At 34.6% G+C, this 289-nt stretch carries 1 protein-coding gene; it reads right to left on the bottom strand.

The features are described from left to right. On the bottom strand, positions 1-289 hold a 289-nt coding region (locus JEM65_RS21590; RefSeq protein ID WP_199603826.1), incomplete at both ends, for a hypothetical protein.

Below are 289 nucleotides of genomic sequence, written 5' to 3'. Positions count from 1 at the left end.
ACATACCTTGCATAAGTGCCAATCTATCTCTGCTGGCTATATTTTCCAAAGAATCATTAAGGGACACAAACTGAGATTGATATTCAAATGCCTTTTTAAAATCACCTATTTGAGCAAAATAAGCTGCCAAATACTGATTCCCTTTAGCAAGTTCTTCATATATATCGTTTTGACGAGATAGTTCTAGTCCTTCAAATAACACTCTTTTAGCATTATCGAGTTTACCATTCTCTAAGTATGTCTTTCCTAGCAAGTTCAGAACACTTGCTGTTAAATTGTTCAGACCTTG

The organism is Gelidibacter salicanalis (genome assembly GCF_016469035.1).
In the GTDB taxonomy this organism is placed as follows: Bacteria; Bacteroidota; Bacteroidia; order Flavobacteriales; family Flavobacteriaceae; genus Gelidibacter; species Gelidibacter salicanalis_A.
This window is presented reverse-complemented; position numbering and strand designations above follow the sequence as displayed.